Consider the following 16908-nt stretch of genomic DNA (forward strand, 5'->3'; position numbering starts at 1 on the left):
GTAGTCAGCCGTGGACGGACCTGTAGTACGAGACCGCGCCTGGATGCAGCGGAACGGTTCCCGTGGAGATCGCGAACCGGGGCTCCAGGCGGACACCGGCCGACACCGGGCGCATGATGTCGACACGGTGGGCGAAGAGCACGCGCAGCAGCTCGTAGACGACGTCGTGGGGTATGTCGGGGCGGGCGACCAGGTAACTGCCGGTGCCGATGGTGGGCACGGGCGCGTCCAGCCCGTAGGGCTTGGCCGGAATCACCACCGTCGTGTACGCCGGGCCGTACTTCTTGCGCATGGGCTCCACATAGGTATCCAGAGCCAGCAGCCGCAGGGGCACCTCCCTGCTCAGATCGCGCACCGCTGGAGTTGGTACGCCCCCGGACCAGAAGAAGGCGCGGACGCGCCTGCGTCTGAGCGCTTCCACGGAGCCCTTGAGGCTCAGCTGCTCCTGGATCACGGCCCGGGAGCCGGTGAGCCCGGCGAGCTCCAGCAGCCGCTGGGAGATCACCTGCGCCCCCGAGCTCTCGGCCCCCAGGACCACCCGCTGGCCCGCCAGGTCCCTGACCGCAGTGACGGAGTCGTCCGCACGGACGACGAGATGCGTGTAGTTGACGTAGATCCGGGCGAGCGCGGTCAGGTGCACCGGGTGGGTGAACGGGTGCCGCCCGCGGATCGCGTCCTCGGCCACGTCGGCCGTGGTCAGGGCCAGCGCCAGGCCGCCCTTGTCGAGGCGACGCAAGTTGTCCACGCTGGCGGAGGTGGTGACGGGGATGATCACCGGCGAGCGGACGCTGTCCGCGACCGCGGCCGCGAACGCATGTCCGAAGGAGAAGTACGCCCCGCCTTCCGTCCCGGTCCCCAGCCGAAGACGCAGCACCGGCCCCCGGTCCGAGGAACAGGCTGCAGCCTGTACCCCGACCAGAACGGCGAGCCCTCGTCCGGCAAGCCGTAGAACACCCCGTCGGGTCCACATCACCGGACCCGGACCGCGTACAGATGACACGGAACCATCATGCACACGCGACAGTCCCGGACAGGGACGTGAGGACTGACGAGATTCAGTTGTGACACGCCTTCGCCGGCAGAGCTGGAAGATCCTCCGCGACTGCCGCCTGAAAGGCGACGACGTCCACCACGCCATGCTCGGCATCGCCCGGCAGCACAACCTCACCATCACTGAGTGACAAAGAAACGAGCAGGTCATCCAGCACGTCAGAGATCACTTACGGGACAACCCTCGGCGGCAGCCTGCCTGCGACTACGCACGCGCCGCATCCGATGTCCGACGCGCCATTGCCCCACCCGTCCTGCCCGCGCCACTACGCTGATCCGGCGGGCTGCCCACGGTGAACAGGGAGACCATGACGTACCGCACCAAGCGCATCGATCAACTCCTGAGCGAAGGAGCCCGCGACAAGGTCTACCCAAGCGCCGTGTGGGCCGTCGGCGACAGCGCCGCCCCCCGCGCCCACGGCACCACCGGCCCTCGACCCCGACGAGCCTGACCTGCCGATGCGGCACGACACCCTCTTCGACGCCGCTGGCCTCACCAAGATTCTCGCGGTGTGGTCGTCCATCGGCGCCCTTGCGGGAGGAAGGCAAGCTGAATCTGATGGAGCTGAGGTTCGCCCACTGCGACGAGGCCGCCGCGACGATGGCGGAGATGGTGATGCGCATGCTGGGCGCCTTCATGGACGACGCCCAGGAGGTAGCCCGCCGCCCCTTCCCCTCGCTCGGCTAACGGAAGCGGCTGGGAGCCATCTGGGAGCCAACCTGCTCCCCAAGCCCACCCCGCACCACGCGAAGCCCATCCAGACCAACGCTCTGACCTGCGTAAACACCAAACAGGCAGGTGTCGATCCCGCCCGAGCCTCATTCGGGACGAAGGGGTCGTGCGCTCAAATCCCGCTGGAGAGCGGCTTCTGTGTGTCCCGATTCGCCAGCCGCACCCGTCCGGCGGCTTGTCGCCCGTCCACTCCGTGGAGCAGATCCCGGCGAGGCCCCGCACCCACTCCAGGTCCGGCTCCGGCAGCTGTGCCGCGACGTTGTCCCAGCCGCTCCTGCTCCGTCATGTCCTGGTCCTCCCCGGCCGATCCTCAGTGGGAACATCTTCAACCTCTCCTGGGAGCACGAGCCGAACCGCGGCTTCCTGCGCGCCCTGCACGCTCTCGCCCGCGCCGCGCAGGCGATCGGCGAGCAGGAGGAGTACGAGCGCTGCAGCCAGTTCCTGCGGCTCGGTGCTGTCGCTGTGGGTGCGCTTGTGCAGGTCCGCCTGGTGTGACCAGGCGGACCTTGCGGTTTCGGGGCACGATTGTGGAGGATGCGCGGTGGGGACCGGGGCCCCCGTGTCGATAACGGCAGGGGCGGACCGCTACCCGGAGTACGCATCAGGAGACAGCGATGTCGTCCCATCCGGCTCAGCCCGCAGCGGCTCAGGAGCCCGAGACCCCGCATCTCGACTTCCAGGGCACGACCCCGTACGAGGACTACGTACAGGCGGATGTGCTCACCCACCTCCAGCACACCCTCTCCGACGACCCCGGAGAGATGGTCTTCCTGGTGACGACCCAGGTCATGGAGCTGTGGTTCACGGTCATCGTCCACGAGTGGGAGACGGCGGCAGGCGCCCTGCGCTCCGACGACGTCCCGACCGCCGTGGCAGCGCTGAAGCGTTCCGTACGGGAGCTGGAGGCGCTGAACGCCTCCTGGCGGCCCCTCTCGCAGCTCACCCCCGCCCAGTTCAACTCCTACCGCGCGGCCCTCGGCGAGGGGTCCGGCTTCCAGTCGGCCATGTACCGCCGGATGGAGTTCCTGCTCGGCGAGAAGTCCGCCTCCATGCTGGTCCCGCACCGGGGCGCGCCGCGCGTGCACGCCGAGCTGGAGAAGGCGCTGCACGAGCCGAGCCTGTACGACGAGGTGCTGCGGTTGCTGGCGCGCCACGGGCACGCGATTCCCGCGTCCGTGCTGGAGCGGGATGTGTCGCTGCGGTACGAGCCCTCGGGAGAGGTCGAGACGGTGTGGACATCCCTGTACTCGGGCCCCGGGGACGACGAACTCGCCCGCCTCGGCGAGGCGTTGACGGACGTCGCCGAGCTGGTGTGGCGCTGGCGCAACGACCATCTCGTCGCCACGCGGCGTGCGATGGGCGCGAAGGCGGGTACGGGTGGCTCCGCCGGGGTGGCCTGGCTGGAGAAGCGGGCGCAGAAGAACGTCTTCCCGGAGCTGTGGACGGCGAGGTCTCATGTCTGAGCTGATCCTCAAGGCGGAGAAGCTGGACTCGGCCGACGAACTGGCCGGACTGCGGGCGCAGTTCGTGCTGGACGACGGGGTGTACCTGGACGGGAACTCGCTCGGCGCGCTGCCGGTGGGGGTGCCCGGGCGGGTCGACGACGTCGTGCGCCGGCAGTGGGGTGAGCTGCGTATCCGCTCCTGGGAGGAGAGCGGTTGGTGGACCGCGCCCGAGCGGATCGGTGACCGGATCGCTCCGCTGGTCGGGGCGGCGGCCGGGCAGATCGTGGTCGGTGACTCCACGAGTGTGAACGTCTTCAAGGCGCTGGTGGGGGCGGTGCGGCTGGCGGGGGACGGCCGCGATGAGATCGTCGTCGACGCGACGACGTTTCCGACGGACGGGTACATCGCGGCGTCCGCGGCGCGGCTTACGGGGTGCGAGCTGCGGCCGCTCGACCCGACCGAGGTCCCGGGTGCGGTGGGCCCCCGTACGGCGGCGGTGCTGCTGAACCACGTCGACTACCGCACGGGCAGGTTGCACGACCTCCCCTCCCTGACCGCCGCGATCCATGACGCGGGCGCGCTGGCGGTCTGGGACCTGTGCCACAGCGCGGGCGCGCTGCCGGTCGGTCTGGACGCGCACGGCGTCGACCTGGCGGTCGGCTGCACGTACAAGTACCTGAACGGCGGTCCTGGTTCACCGGCGTACCTGTACGTCCGCAGCGACTTGCAGTCCCGCTTCGACTCCCCGCTGCCCGGCTGGAACTCCCACGCGGACCCCTTCGGCATGAGCCCGTCGTACGCCCCGGCTCCGGGTGCGCTGCGCGGTCGGGTCGGCACGCCGGACATCCTGTCGATGCTGGCCCTGGAAGCGGCGCTGGAAGTGTGGGACGGCGTCTCGATCGACTCCGTCCGCGCCAAGTCCCTCGCGCTCACGGACTTCTTCCTGGAGTGCGTCTCGGCGTACGTCCCCGAGGGCCGAGTGGAGTCCCTGACCCCGTCCGCCCACGCGGAACGCGGCAGCCAGGTCGCCCTGCGCTGCGCGGAAGCGGGCACCGTGATGAAGAGCCTGATCGAACAGGGCGTGGTCGGCGACTTCCGCCATCCCGACGTCCTGCGCTTCGGCTTCACGCCCTTGTACGTGGGGTTCGGGGATGTGGAAAGGGCGGCGCGGGTGCTGGGGGAGGTGCTGGGGTAGCTCTGGGGGCGTGCGCTGCTCCCTTCCCTCCCCGGCCGGGGCTTGATCTTTCAGCCCGTCCGGCGTGTGAGGACGAGGCCGTCAAGGCCGAAGCGGGGGTCTGGGGGCGGCAGCCCCCAGGGACGATGGGGGCCCCTGCTCGAGCGAAGCCGAGAGCTTGGGGGAGGGTAGGGGCGGAGGGGGCGAAAACCCTGCCCGCCCGCACCACCGCGTGGGGTCACCCGCCGACGACGTACACCCCGGCCGCGGCAGCGGCAACCGCGGCCTCGGCGGCCCGCTCGGCGGCGGCGGAGTCGGGAGCCACCCCGGTGGTGAGCAAGGCGTAGTAGAGCGGGGCCGAAACCGCCCGCACAACCAGGGCGGCATCGGTGCCCGTCGGCAACTCCCCCCGAGCGACCCCTTGCTCCACACACGGCGCCCACTCGGCGACCCGCACGTCGTAGAACCTCCGCAACGCCTCCGCCGTACGCACGTCGCACGCCCCCGCAGCGATGACCGCCCGAAACAGCGCCCCCTGCCGAGGATCCGCCAACGTCCGCCGCACCAGCGCGGCATTGGCCCGCAGATCCCCGAGTACGCTCCCGGTCTCCGTACGGGGAACCGACTGCTCGGCCATATCACTGAGCAAGTCGGCGACCAGCCCCGTCACCGACCCCCACCGCCGATACACCGTCGTCTTGCCCACCTCGGCCCGCCGAGCCACATCGGCCAGATCGAGATGCGCGAACCCGTGCTCGGCGAGCACATCCCCGGCGGCCCGCAACACGGCCGTACGGACACGGGCGGTACGCCCCCCGGGACGTACGGTGCCGGGCTCGGCGGACATGACGACCTCCTTCTGCGGGCATGCGGACGCTACCCGCCAGCGTAACGAAACAGTAGAACCGTTTAACCCTCACCGAGCGTGACAACCCCGTGTCGACGCACGTCACGCGCCTGATACCGTCCCCGCCAACGGCCGAATTCTCCCCTGGTCCGCCAAATCCGTTTCACCGCTGAGAGGTTGGAGCATGCAGGACGACGACGCCGCAGCCCAGGACGACGCCGCCGACGGAGCCGCCGCACAGCGCGCCGCCGCCGAGCGCGAGGCGGCCCTGCAGCGCGACGCCGCGCAAGAGGCGTCGGCCTTCTCGCACCCGCCCGTGGACCCCGACATCACCGCGTCGTACGGCGACCACCCGGACCAGGTGATCGACTTCTACGCCCCGCGTGAGCCGGACCCCGCGGTCCCCGCCCCCCTCGTGGTCGTCCTGCACGGCGGCGCCTGGCGTGCCCCGTACGACCGCCGGCACATCACCCCGTTCGCGGACTTCCTGGCCCGCCGCGGCTTCGCCGTGGCGAATGTCGAGTACCGCCGGGGCGCTGCGGCCCCCGAGCCGCACAGCGTCCCGATCCCGGCTCAGGGTCAGGGCGCCACGGGCCCGATCGCGGGGCGGTGGCCGGACACCTTCGACGACATCGCGGCCGCGCTGGACGCGCTGCCCGCCCTCGTACGCGAGAAGCTCCCGCAGGCCGACCCCCGGCGCACGGTGGTCACGGGTCACTCGGCGGGTGGCCACCTGGCCCTGTGGGCCGCCGCCCGCCACCTCCTGCCCGCCGACGCCCCCTGGCGCACCGACCGGCCCGCCGCCCTGCGCGGCGTCGTCGCCCTCGCTCCGATCGCGGATTTCCAGGTCGCGGAGAAGCTCGACGTGTGTGCCGGTGCGGCCCGCCAACTGCTGGGCGAAGGGAAGTTCGCCGAGCGGCTGCCCTACGCCGACCCGGTGCACCTGCTCCCCACCGGCATCGCCACCACCCTCGTACAGGGCCGCACCGACATCGTCGTCCCGCAGGCGGTCGCCGAGTCGTACGCCGATGCCGCCGCCAAAGCGGGAGAGGTGGTCGGCCTGACGCTCCTGGAGGAGGTCGGCCACTTCCCCCCGATCGACCCGGCGGCGGACGCGTGCGCCGTGGTGGCCGAGGAGATCGCCCAGCTGGCTTGGTGACATCCAACTGGCCTGGTGACAAGGGGACTTGTTGCTCCTTCGAGCCGCCCCGGTCATACCCGTAGTACCTGAGAGCTACCTCTCAGGTGAGCTCCCCAGCGGGACGCCGACGACACGTCACGGTCCGTAACTTCCCCTCCAGAGACGCCCGATGAGCGGGCGCGCTGGAAGCGAAGGACAGGACACGATGGGATTCCGGGCGAAGCCGAGCGCGAGGGGAAGAGCGGACCGGTCCGCGGACTCGACGCCGCCCGCGACGGAGCGGCTGGGGCGGGAGCACACGGGGCCGGACGGGCCGGGGGCGGAGCGTGCGGAGGCGTCGGGCGCGGGGGAGCCGACGGCTGCGGGAGTAGATGCGGCGGGGCGAGGGTCCGGCCGAGGCGGGGGCCGATTCGTCCGGCGTCTGCGTCGTACGCTGCTCGCCGCGCTCGTCATGGGCGCAGTCGTCGTCCCCGTGTCCGCCGCCGCCCGGCCCCGGATACCCGCCCCGGCGCCCGCGGTCCTCGCTCCGGTGACAGCGTCGACGCTGGACAAGGCGTATGCGGCCAACCGCGCCAATGCCGCGGAGGCGGCCCGCATGGCCGCGGACCACGGCGACCGCACCCGCGCCGCCGCCGACCGCGCCATGGCCGCCCCGTCCCGCCGATTCCTCTCCTTCGACGGCCGCGGCTCAGGCCAGGCCGTCGAGGTCGTCGGGGACCTCGCCCACGCCGACCGCGTGGCCGTCCTGGTCCCCGGCTCCGACACCACCCTGGAGACGTACGGCCGCTTCCGCGCGGGCGCTCTCGCCCTGCACGACCGCCTCGGCCCGCGCACAACTGTCGTCGCCTGGCTCGGCTATGAGACTCCGGGCACCGTGAGCACCACGGTCATGACGACGGGCCGCGCGGAGAACGCGGCCCCGCGCCTGAAGGGGTTCATACGCGAACTGCGGGGCGTCGTAGGCCAGTCGGCGCACCTGTCCCTGCTGTGCCACTCGTACGGCACGGTGGTCTGCGGCCGCGCGGCGCGGGGCCTGGACGTGGAGGACATCGCCCTCCTCGGCAGCCCGGGCACCGGCGCGGACTCCGCGGCGGCGCTGCACACGTCCGCCCGCGTCTGGGCGGCCCGCGGCGCCGACGACTGGGTCGCGAACGTCCCGCACACGAGGGCCGACCTCTTCGGCACCACGATCGGCTTCGGCACCGACCCCGTGTCCCCCGCCTTCGGCGCCCATGTCTTCGCGGCGGGCGGCGGCGGCCACAGCGACTACTTCACACCGGGCTCGGTGTCCCTGGACAACCTCGCCCGCATCGTCCTCGGCGACACCTCGGAGGTGACCCGTGCGTGAGTCGAGTCTGCGTGAGCCCCGCTGTCGGGAAGGTGCCCGGGCCGCCGCTCCCGGCACACGGCCGGGTGCGCCGCGCATACGGGCGGGAGTCCGCGGCCGTATGCGTGCGGCGGTGCACGGCCTGCGGGACGGAGCCCGCCGGATCGACGAGGTCACCCCGGCGGAGCGCGACCGCGCCGTGGACGCGCTGCGCGCCCTCGCCATCCTCGGCGTCGTCCTCGGCCACTGGCTGGTGACGGCCCTGGTCGCGGACGGCGGCGCGCTGCACACGGCGAGCCCGTTGCAGCACATGCCCTGGCTGGCCCCGATCTCCTGGGTCTTCCAGACGCTCGCCGTGTTCTTCCTGGTGGGCGGCCATGTGGCGACGAAGAGCTACGCGTCGGCGCGGGCGCGCGGGACGACGTACGGGAGGTGGTTGCGCGCCCGCCTGAGCCGTCTCTTCAAGCCGGTGGCGGCGGTGCTGACCCTATGGACGGTCGCCACGGCCTGCCTGCTCGTGTCGGGCGCGGACTTCGCGACCGTCCACACGCTGGTGAAGCTGGCCCTGTCCCCGCTCTGGTTCCTCGTGGTCTTCGCGGTACTGACCGCGGTGACGCCCCTGGTGACGCGTATCAACCCGCTGTGGCCGCTGGCCGTCGTTCTCCATATGGACCTCATTCGCTTCGGTCTCGGCGGCCCGTCCTGGCTCGGCTGGGTGAACGTCGCGGCGGGCTGGCTGGTGCCGTACACCCTGGGCGCGGCCTGGACACGCGGTGAACTGGACCGACGGCGCGCGGGCTGGGTGCTGTTGACCGGCGGCGCGGCCGCGACGGCGGCACTGGTGACGTGGGCCGCCTATCCGGCCTCGATGGCCGGCGTGCCCGGCGCGCCGGTCTCCAACCTGAACCCACCGACGCTCGCCGCGGTCACCTTCGGCCTGGCCCAGTGCGGCCTCGCCCTGCTGCTGCGCGAGCCGCTGCGCCGGGCGATGCGGCGTCCGCTGGTCTGGGCGGGGACAGCTTTCGCCAATCTCTCCGCGATGACGATATTCCTGTGGCACCAGACCTCGATGATGGCCGTCACCGCACTCGGTCTCCTCACGGGCCGTCTCCCCGGCCTGCACACCATCCCGGACGGGCTGGGCTGGGTGGTGGCCCGGCTGGCCTGGCTCCCCGTGTTCGCCCTGGCCCTCGCCGTCTGCTGGTCCGCCTTTCGCACCTACGAACAGGGTTCCCGCCGCCGCACCGGCCGCCCGTCCCGAGTCGTCCGTGTCCATCGCCGCCCCGGCCCTGCTGGAGCGAAGTCGACCCCTCGTGCCTAGGGTTGACCACGTGACCAGCGAGGAGCACCGGGACCCGAACAGCGAGCCCCCCATGCCTCCCATGTCCCCCCGCCCTGGGGCCGATCCGCAGGACGCCACGAACAATCCCGAGCCGCGGGACGCACTGCGCAAGTCCCCCCGTCAGGAAGCCGAGCCCAAGCCCACCCCTCAGGAAGCCGCGCGCGAGTCCACCCCTCAGGATGTGACGGACAAGCGCAACCGCCCGGAGGCCTCCGGCAACCTCGCACCCCCCGAGGCCCGTCCCACCAGCGCTCCCAGTCCTCCCACTCGCTTACAGCGCGTCAGTGCTCTGATACGTGCGGTCCTGAGCGATCTCGCGTCCCCGTCGGCCGCACCACTGCCGCCGCTGACCCGGCCGCGGTGGCTGCGCCGGCTGCCGCATGTCGTGGTGTGCTGGATCGCCCTCGGCATCGCGCTCGCCGGCGCGGACGATCTGAACAGCAACTATCAACTGGGCTTTGGACTGGGCACGGTGACCGGGCTCGCGCAGGGTGTGGCGATGGCCCTGGCACTGTGGCGGCCCGTTCCCGCCTGGTGGCTCTCGCTGGGCGCGACCGTCGTGGCCGCCGTGGACGCGCGTTCGCACATGGCGGTGGGTGTCGCGTCCCCGGGCGGCCTCGACTGGTCGTGGAGCCCGCACGTGGACGCGCGTTCGCACATGGCGGTGGGTGTCGCGTCCCCGGGCGGTCCCGACTGGCCATGGAGCCCGCCCGCGATCATCGCGCACGCCTTCGTGCTCTTCTTCCTCGCGCTGCGGGTACCCACGCGCGTGACCGTCGGCGCGCTGTCCCTGACGGCCCTGGCCACGTACTTCGTGCAGGGCGTGGTCGGCGGGCAGGTCTACCGCCCCACGGGACTGCTGGCGGTCGTCGTCTTCGCCGCCGTGGTCCTCCTCGGCACCGCACTCCGAGGCCGCCGGGAAGCCCGTACGCAGCTGGTCGAGCAGGCCTCGCTGACCGAGGAGGAGCGGGCCCGCCGCACGCTCTTGGAGGAGCGCAGCCGTATCGCGCGCGAGCTGCACGACGTGGTCGCCCACCACATGTCGGTGATCTCCATCCAGGCCCAGGTCGCCCCGCACCTGGTCGAGAACCCCACCGAGGAGCTGAAGGAGAACCTGGAAGGCATCCGGCAGAACGCGCTGGAGGCGCTGACCGAGCTGCGCCGTGTCCTCGGCGTACTGCGCTCGGAGAACCTCGACGACCCGTACGGCCTCGGTGCGGGCACGGGCGCCGCCCCGAACTCCCCACAGCCCACGCTCGATCGCCTCGACGCCCTCGTCGAGAACACCCGGGCCGCCGGGCTGGACGTGACCACGGAGATCTCCGGCGAGCGGCTTCCCCTCGCACCCGGCGTGGAGCTGTCGGCGTACCGGATCATCCAGGAGGCGCTGAGCAACGCCCTGCGGCACGCACCCGGTTCCGCGGTCCGTGTCGAGCTCTGGCACTTCCCGCGCGGTCTTCAGGTGCGGGTCGTCAACTCCAGACCCGAGCGGCCCGGCCCGCCGTCCCCGGGCGCGGGGCACGGTCTGCTCGGCATGCGCGAGCGGGCGGCGATGCTCGGTGGCACCCTCGTGACCTCGCAGACGTCGTGCGGCGGCTTCGCGGTAGCGGCTTTTCTGCCCCGAAACGGCGCCGCTCCCACTGACGGCAACTCCACCGACGACAACTCCACAGGCCCGACTGGAAAAGAGACCCCATGACGAGCGCGAGCGGCACCATTCGCGTACTGATCGCCGACGACCAGCAGATGGTCCGGCAGGGCTTCACCGTGCTGCTCAACACCCAGCCCGACATCGAGGTGGTCGGCCAGGCGGTCGACGGCTTGGACGCGATCGCCAAGGTCGCCGAACTCGCCCCGGATGTCGTCCTGATGGACATCCGTATGCCCGAACTCGGCGGCATCGAGGCCACCCGCCGGATCACCGACGAGACGCCCTGGATCAGGGTGCTGGTGCTCACCACCTTCGACCTCGACGAGTACGTGTACGACGCCCTGCGCGCCGGCGCCTCCGGGTTTCTGCTCAAGGACGCGTCCGCCGACCAGCTCGCCGAGGCGGTACGGGTGGTCGCTGCGGGCGACGCACTGCTCGCGCCCGGCATCACCCGCCGCCTCATCGCCGAGTTCTCCCGCCTCGGCTCCACGCCTCGCGTCCCCCTCAAACAGCGCGTGGGCGAGCTGACCGAACGCGAGACGGAGGTCCTCGCACACATCGCCCAGGGCCTGTCGAACGCGGAGATCGCCGAACGCCTGGTCGTCGCCGAACAGACCGTGAAGACCCACGTAGGCCGCATCCTCGTAAAACTCGGCCTACGCGACCGCACCCAGGCAGCGGTCTTCGCCTACGAGTCCGGCCTGATCCGCCCCGCAGGCTACTGAGCCGAGCCCCGACCACCCCGCCGAAGGACCTCCGCCCCTACCCGTAGTACCTGAGACGGCCCCACAAGGACCCTCCTCGCAGGTGACGACCGCGACCCCCACCACGGCCTACCGCTTTGAACGTGACCGAGACGACCCCGACGCAGATGACGCCGCCGGGCGAGGCCAAGCCACGCAGCCCGGAGTTCCGGCTGGCCGCGGACGCCCTGCGCGGGCTGCGGCAGGACTTGTTCCACGACGCCTTCGCCTACCACCCGCTGCCGCGCATGCGCGTGGACGGCCCGCTCACCCGACGCCTGCCGACGACCAGGTGATGGTCCGAGAGGGCTTCTCCGTGCTGCTCGGCGCGATACCGGACATCGAGGTGGTCGGCGAGGCGGTCAACGGCCGGGACGCGGTCGAGCGGGTCCGTGAGCTCGCCCCGGACGTCGTGCTGATGGACATCCGTATGCCGGAGATGAACGGGATCGAGGCGACCCGGGAGATCGTCGCGGCGGACGGGGCCGCGAAGGTGCTGGTCCTGACCACGTTCGACCTCGACGAGTACGTGTACCAGGCGTTGCGCGCGGGAGCCTCCGTACGCAGGCGGCGGTGTTCGCGTACGAGGCGCGGTTGGTCACGCCCGGGTGATCAGGGGCGTGGTCGACGGGCCGGGCGGGGTCGTTCGTCGAGACGCCCTGTTCGGAGGGGGGTGCGCCGGGCTAGCGTCCGTCCATGGCAGCTTTGGAGACTCCGCAGACCTTCGACCCGTGGGACCCGGCGTTCGTGGCAGACCCGTACCCGGCGTACGAGGAGCTGCGTGCGCGGGGCCGGGTGCACTACTACGAGCCCACCCACCAGTGGCTGGTGCCGCATCACGCGGATGTGTCGGCGCTGCTGCGGGACCGACGCCTGGGGAGGACGTACCAGCACCGGTTCACGCACGAGGACTTCGGGCGGACGACACCGCCGGCCGAGCACGAGCCGTTCCATGTGCTCAACGACCACGGGATGCTGGACCTGGAGCCCCCGGACCACACGCGTATCCGGCGACTGGTGTCGAAGGCGTTCACGCCACGCACGGTGGAGCAGTTGAAGCCGTATGTCGACCGGCTGGCGGGTGAGCTGGTCGCCGGGCTGGTGGAGGCGGGCGGCGGTGACCTGCTGACCGACGTCGCGGAGCCGCTGCCGGTGGCGGTGATCGCCGAAATGCTGGGTATTCCGGAGTCGGACCGGGCGCCGTTGCGGCCGTGGTCGGCGGACATCTGCGGGATGTATGAGCTGAATCCGTCGGAGGAGACGGCGGCGAAGGCGGTCCGGGCGTCGGTCGAGTTCACCGAGTACCTGCGGGAGCTGATCGAGGTCCGGCGCAAGGAGCCCGGAGACGACCTGATCTCGGGGCTCATCGCGGCTCACGACGAGGGCGACCGTCTCACCGAGCAGGAGATGATCTCCACGTGCGTGCTGCTGCTGAACGCGGGACACGAGGCGACGGTCAACTCCACGGTGAACGGCTGGTGGGCGTTGTTCCGCCACCCCGAGCAGCTGGCCGCCCTCCGCGCGGACCACTCCTTGATCCCCACGGCGGTGGAGGAGCTGATGCGCTACGACACGCCGCTTCAGCTCTTCGAGCGCTGGGTGCTCGACGAGATCGAGATCGACGGTACGACCATCCCCCGCGGTGCGGAGATCGCCATGCTGTTCGGCTCCGCCAACCATGACCCCGCGGTCTTCGCCGCCCCGGAGAAGCTGGACCTCGCGCGCGCGGACAACCCCCATATCTCCTTCAGCGCGGGCATCCACTACTGCATCGGCGCGCCACTGGCCCGCATCGAACTGGCCTCCTCCATGACCGCGTTGCTGACCCACGCCCCGACGCTCACGCTTTCCGAGGAGCCGACCCGAAAGCCGAACTTCGTGATCCGGGGCCTGGAGGGCTTGCGGGTGACGCTCTGACGAACAGGGCGAATGCAGGCGGATCTCGCCCCCTCCGCCCCTGGCCGATGGGCGACCCGGACCTGGGGCCTTGAGGGGCGCGGGGAACTGCGCGACCGGCCCTCACTCACTCGCAGCCGAAAGCCGCTACGGGGCGGGGTGGGGGTGGAGGGGGCGAAAACCCACCCCACCTCCACCCCCCCCCCGCCCCTGTCCCCTCACGTACTCAGATCCCGCCGCCGCAACGCGGCCAACCCCGCCGCAGTCAGGACCGCCGCGATCCCCGTGAGGAAGAGCACCGGCGTCCAGGTCATGTCGCCGCCGGGCAGCTTCGGGAGGTGGCCGAAGGGGGAGAGGTTCATGACGGTGCGGGGGACGTTCAGGGCGGGGCCGATCCAGCCGAGGAGGAGGGCGAGGCCTGCTGCGGCCCAGGCTCCCGGCGCCCACTGGGCGGAGAGGCCGTACAGGAGGACGGCCAGGGCGCCCAGGGTCCAGATGGCGGGGACCTGGACGAGGCAGGCCGCGAGGACGGTCCCGAGTTCGGCGCCGTAGCCGAGGCCCAGGCCGAGCCCGCCGAGCAGCATGATGAGGACCGCGCCGCCGAAGGCGATGACGAGATGGCCGCAGGCCCAGCGCAGCCGCCCCACCGCGTTCGCCAGCACCGGCTCGGCCCGCTGCGAGGTCTCCTCGCCGTGCAGCCGCAGCACGGAGGACACCACGAACAGTGCGGCGACCATGCCCAGCATCCCCACCATCGTCGCGAGGAACGCGTCCGTGATCCCGGTCTGCCCGCCCACCCGCTCGATGATCTCGCGGGTCTTGTCGTTGTTCCCGACAAGGTCCGAGGCGCCCTTCGTCATCCCGCCGAACGCGGCCCCGGCGGCCAGGAACCCGAGGCTCCAGCCGAGCACGACGCCCCGCTGCAACCGCCAGGCCAGCGCCCCGGCCGTACCGAGGCGCCCGGATGCGGGACCCGGCCGCGTCGGCAGGAAGCTCATGCCGACGTCGCGCCGCCCGGCGAGTTCGTAGGCGACCGCGCCCTGCACAGCGACCGCCGTGATGAACGGCAGCAGTACCCACCAGCGTTCGTCCGCGAAGGACCTCAACTCCTCCAGCCAGCCGATCGGGGAGATCCAGGTCAGGGGCGACGAACCGTCGTTCGTCGCCGAGTCGCCCGCCGCCTTCAGGACGAAGGCCGCGCCGAGCAGCCCGCCCGTCAGCCCCTTCGCGAGCCGCGCGCTCTCCGTCAGCTGGGCGACGATCGCCGCCATCGTGGCGAAGACCATCCCGACCCCGGCGACGGCGAGTCCCAGCGCCAGTGCCCCGGCGCCGCCCTGCCCCGCGAGCCCGCCCGCGATGAGCAGCGCGAGGACGCCGTTCGCGACGAGGGCCGCCAGCAGCGCGGCGGTCAGCGGCGCCCGGCGCCCGACCATCGCCGAGGAGATGAGTTCCTGGCGCCCGCTCTCCTCCTCGTCGCGGGTGTGCCGGACGACGATGAGCAGGCTCATGACTCCGGCGAACACCCCGGCGTAGCCGCCGATGCGCCAGGCGGTGAGTCCACCGAGCGAGTCGCTGAACACCGGCCCGTAGGTGGCGCGCAGGGAGCTGTTGGTGAGCATCTGCCGTGCCACGTCGGCGCGTTCGGCCGGGGTGCCGTAGATGGTCTTCAGCGAGTTCGGCATGGAGAGGACCAACAGGCCGATCACGCCGACCCAGAGCGGCATCATCAGCCGGTCGCGGCGCAGCGCGAACCTCAGGAGCGTGCCGGTTCCGGCCAGTTGACGGGACTTGCCGGCCCCTACCGCATACGTCGCGGCAGTCGTGGCGGTCATCGCGCCATCGCGTCCGTGCGGACATCCTCCTGGTAGTGCCGCAGGAAGAGCTCCTCCAGCGTCGGTGGCGTCGACGTCAGTGACCGTACGCCGGAGTCGGTCAGCGAGCGCAGTACGGCGTCCAGCTTGTCCGTGTCGACCTGGAGCTTCACCCGCTTTCCCCGTATGTCGAGGTCGTGGACGCCGGGCAGGTGCGCCAAACCGTTGGGGGCGCCCGCGAGTTCGGCGGTGACGCTCGTGCGGGTGAGGTGGCGCAGGTCGGCGAGCGAGCCGCTCTCGACGGTCCGGCCCTTGCGGATGATGCTGACCCGGTCGCAGAGCTCCTCCACCTCGCTGAGGATGTGACTCGACAACAGGATCGTGCGGCCGCGGTCCCGTTCCTCCTCGACGCAGCGCTGGAAGACCTCCTCCATCAGTGGGTCGAGGCCCGAGGTGGGCTCGTCCAGGATCAGCAGGTCGACGTCCGAGGCGAAGGCGGCGACGAGGGCGACCTTTTGGCGGTTGCCCTTCGAGTACGTGCGTCCCTTCTTGGTGGGGTCGAGTTCGAACCGCTCGATCAGGTCGGCCCGGCGCGCCTTGTCGAGTCCGCCCGCCCGTCGCCCGCCACCACCCTGCCTGACGCTCCCCCAGAGCCGAAAGCCTGGGGGGACCCCCATCGCGCGGCCCCCGTCATGCAGTCGCCCGTACAGGTCGATGACCTCGCCGCCGGAGAGGTTGCGCCACAGCGTCACGTCGCCGGGGACGTACGCGACCCGGCGGTGCAGTTCCACCGCGTCCGCCCAGGGGTCCCTGCCCAGCATCTGGGCGGCGCCGGAGTCGGCGCGCAGCAGGCCCAGCAGGACCCGGATGGTGGTGGACTTCCCGGCGCCGTTCGGGCCGAGGAAGCCGTGCACCTCACCGGTCTCGACGTCCAGGTCGAGGCCGTCCAGCGCGTGCGTCTTGCCGAACGACTTGTGCAGTCCGGAGACGGTGATTGCCTTCGTCATGGTTCAGAACGTACGCTATATTCACAAATTTGTGAAGTTAAGGAAGGGCGTAAACGCCGGATACACTTGAGGATGGCGCGCGAGCACGGGAGATGATCCAGGGATGACGGAGACGACAGCGGGGTCCGGTGCGGCGGAGCGTGATCCGGAGGCGGTCTCGAAGTTCGTCGAGAGCTTCGCGGCGCAGCTCGTCGAGGCCGGGATGCAGCGGATGCCGGCACGCGTCTTCGGGGCGCTGCTCGCCTCCGACACCGGCACGCTGACCTCCGCCGAGCTCGGCGAGCAACTGCAGATCAGCCCGGCCGCGGTGTCCGGCGCGGTGCGCTATCTCGCGCAGCAGCACATGGTCTCGCGCGAGCGGGAACCCGGGTCGCGGCGCGAGCGCTATCGGGTGCACAGCAATCAGTGGTACGAGGCGTTGACCAACCGCGAAGCGGTGCTCAAGCGCTGGGAGTACGCCCTGCGCGAGGGGGTCGAGAGCCTGGGCCGGGAGACGCCCGCCGGTCGGCGTCTCGCCGAGACGCTGGCCTTCTTCGAGTTCGTCGACGGGGAGATCGCGCAGATGATGGAGCGGTGGCGGGTGTATCGGGAACAGCACTTCGGCGAGGGCTGAGGGCCCCCGCCGAAATGCTGCGTCGGTGAATGCGGACCTTCTGCGGCCCGTCACGTCCGAGCGGAAGGGCCGCAAGTGCGGGGCCGTAGGTGTCACCGCCCCGCCCGCCCGACGGGGCACGGGGAGCC

The 16908-nt window shown here is 71.4% G+C and carries 14 protein-coding genes and 5 pseudogenes; 15 read left to right on the forward strand and 4 right to left on the reverse strand.

Translation table 11 applies throughout. The features are described from left to right. Positions 1-4: 4 nt before the first annotated feature. Positions 5-970, reverse strand: a complete 966-nt coding sequence (locus OG390_RS27480) for a TAXI family TRAP transporter solute-binding subunit (protein WP_406177877.1) — start codon at positions 968-970, stop codon at positions 5-7. Between the two features lie 103 nt (positions 971-1073). Between OG390_RS27480 and OG390_RS27485 the strand changes: the two are divergent. From OG390_RS27485 to kynU, 6 genes and pseudogenes are all read left to right on the forward strand, one after another. After that, a pseudogene (locus OG390_RS27485) lies at positions 1074-1181 on the forward strand (IS5/IS1182 family transposase); the annotation flags it as partial. Between the two features lie 177 nt (positions 1182-1358). Next, positions 1359-1609 (forward strand): annotated as a pseudogene (locus OG390_RS27490) (serine hydrolase); the annotation flags it as partial. Beyond that, entirely contained in the window at positions 1610-1738 is a 129-nt protein-coding gene (locus tag OG390_RS27495) for a hypothetical protein (protein WP_406178376.1), read from the forward strand. 381 nt (positions 1739-2119) lie between these two features. Further along, positions 2120-2278, forward strand: a pseudogene (locus tag OG390_RS27500) (DUF3151 family protein); the annotation flags it as partial. Positions 2279-2397: 119 nt separating this feature from the next. Beyond that, positions 2398-3246 (forward strand): tryptophan 2,3-dioxygenase family protein, encoded by an 849-nt coding sequence (locus OG390_RS27505; RefSeq protein WP_406171946.1) that lies wholly within the window; start codon positions 2398-2400, stop codon positions 3244-3246. Beyond that, positions 3239-4423, forward strand: a complete 1185-nt coding sequence (gene kynU / locus OG390_RS27510) for a kynureninase (protein ID WP_406171948.1) — start codon at positions 3239-3241, stop codon at positions 4421-4423. Before OG390_RS27505 ends, kynU begins: the two co-directional genes overlap by 8 nt. 217 nt (positions 4424-4640) lie before the next feature. Here kynU and OG390_RS27515 read toward each other — a convergent pair whose 3' ends face one another. Beyond that, complete coding sequence (locus OG390_RS27515; protein WP_406171950.1) at positions 4641-5249, reverse strand: TetR/AcrR family transcriptional regulator; 609 nt, start codon at positions 5247-5249, stop codon at positions 4641-4643. A gap of 184 nt (positions 5250-5433) precedes the next feature. Between OG390_RS27515 and OG390_RS27520 the strand changes: the two genes are divergently transcribed. The 8 genes and pseudogenes from OG390_RS27520 to OG390_RS27555 all read left to right on the forward strand — a co-directional run bounded on the left by OG390_RS27520 (position 5434) and on the right by OG390_RS27555 (position 13370). Next, on the forward strand, positions 5434-6408 hold the full coding sequence (locus OG390_RS27520; RefSeq protein WP_406171952.1) for an alpha/beta hydrolase: 975 nt from the start codon (positions 5434-5436) through the stop codon (positions 6406-6408). Between the two features lie 187 nt (positions 6409-6595). After that, positions 6596-7738: an alpha/beta hydrolase gene (locus tag OG390_RS27525; RefSeq protein ID WP_406171954.1), complete on the forward strand. Its 1143-nt coding sequence runs from the start codon at positions 6596-6598 to the stop codon at positions 7736-7738. Between the two features lie 100 nt (positions 7739-7838). Next, on the forward strand, positions 7839-9038 hold the full coding sequence (locus tag OG390_RS27530; protein ID WP_406171956.1) for an acyltransferase: 1200 nt from the start codon (positions 7839-7841) through the stop codon (positions 9036-9038). A gap of 61 nt (positions 9039-9099) precedes the next feature. Further along, positions 9100-10758, forward strand: a complete 1659-nt coding sequence (locus OG390_RS27535; protein WP_406171958.1) for a histidine kinase — start codon at positions 9100-9102, stop codon at positions 10756-10758. After that, a complete protein-coding gene (locus OG390_RS27540) occupies positions 10755-11435 on the forward strand; it encodes a response regulator (protein WP_406171960.1) in 681 nt (226 codons plus the stop codon). Before OG390_RS27535 ends, OG390_RS27540 begins: the two co-directional genes overlap by 4 nt. Positions 11436-11557: 122 nt before the next feature. Continuing rightward, positions 11558-11737: pseudogene (locus tag OG390_RS27545) on the forward strand (two-component sensor histidine kinase); the annotation flags it as partial. Positions 11738-11748: 11 nt separating this feature from the next. Next, positions 11749-12012, forward strand: a pseudogene (locus OG390_RS27550) (response regulator transcription factor); the annotation flags it as partial. A 137-nt stretch (positions 12013-12149) separates the two neighbouring features. Further along, positions 12150-13370 (forward strand): cytochrome P450, encoded by a 1221-nt coding sequence (locus tag OG390_RS27555; RefSeq protein WP_406171962.1) that lies wholly within the window; start codon positions 12150-12152, stop codon positions 13368-13370. 197 nt (positions 13371-13567) lie between these two features. Here the strand turns inward: OG390_RS27555 and OG390_RS27560 are convergent, their stop codons facing one another. Both OG390_RS27560 and OG390_RS27565 read right to left on the reverse strand, forming a co-directional pair. Further along, complete coding sequence (locus tag OG390_RS27560) at positions 13568-15181, reverse strand: ABC transporter permease (protein ID WP_406171964.1); 1614 nt, start codon at positions 15179-15181, stop codon at positions 13568-13570. Further along, on the reverse strand, positions 15178-16167 hold the full coding sequence (locus tag OG390_RS27565) for an ATP-binding cassette domain-containing protein (protein ID WP_406171966.1): 990 nt from the start codon (positions 16165-16167) through the stop codon (positions 15178-15180). Before OG390_RS27565 ends, OG390_RS27560 begins: the two co-directional genes overlap by 4 nt. A gap of 103 nt (positions 16168-16270) precedes the next feature. On the opposite strand from OG390_RS27565, the gene OG390_RS27570 reads away from it, so the two are divergent. After that, a complete protein-coding gene (locus OG390_RS27570; protein WP_406171968.1) occupies positions 16271-16780 on the forward strand; it encodes a GbsR/MarR family transcriptional regulator in 510 nt (169 codons plus the stop codon). Positions 16781-16908 lie beyond the last annotated feature (128 nt).

This window comes from Streptomyces sp. NBC_00996, assembly GCF_045162675.1.
GTDB lineage: Bacteria > Actinomycetota > Actinomycetes > Streptomycetales > Streptomycetaceae > Streptomyces.